Origin of the sequence: Ensifer sp. ENS11 (assembly GCF_014851895.1) — a bacterium.
Classification (GTDB): domain Bacteria; phylum Pseudomonadota; class Alphaproteobacteria; order Rhizobiales; family Rhizobiaceae; genus Ensifer; species Ensifer canadensis.
In genome coordinates, this window is record NZ_JACVAN010000063.1 from 1 (window position 1) to 549 (window position 549).

At 51.4% G+C, this 549-nt stretch carries 1 protein-coding gene; it reads right to left on the reverse strand.

Annotated elements, in window-relative coordinates:
• Positions 1–549: hypothetical protein (locus IB264_RS35725; RefSeq protein ID WP_192435377.1), on the reverse strand; the 549-nt coding region annotated here is incomplete at both ends.

Consider the following 549-nt stretch of genomic DNA (forward strand, 5'->3'; position numbering starts at 1 on the left):
CTTCCAGTTCTTCCCTCTTCCTCTTTTTCTTCTCTCCCTTTTTCTCCCCTCTCTCTTCCCTCCTTCTTTCTTCCCTCTCTTTCCTTCCCTTCTTTTCCCCTCCCTTCCCTTCTTTCTTTCCCTCTCTTTTCTTCTCCCCCTCTCTCCTTTCTCCTCTCCCCCTTTCCTTCTCCTTTTTCTCCTCTTCCTTCCCTTCTCTCTCCCTTTTCCCTTTCTCCCTCTTCCTCCTCCCTCTCCTTCCCTCTTCCCTCCCTCTTCCCCCTTCCCCCCCCTCTTCTCCTTCTTTCCTTCTCCCTCCTCCTTCTCCCTTTCTTCTCCCTTTTTCCCTTCCTCCTTCTCTTCTTCTCCTCCCCCCTCCTTCTCCTTTTCTCTTTTCCTTCCTCCTCCTTTCTCCCCTCCCTCTTCTCTTTTCTCCGCCTCTTTCCTTTTCTCTCTTTTCCTTCTCTCCTTCTTTTCTTCTTCCCTCCTCCCTCTCCCTTTCTCTTCCCTTCCTCTTCCCCCTCTCCTTCCTTTCTTTTCTTCTTCCCTCCTTCCTCCTCCTCTCTCCCT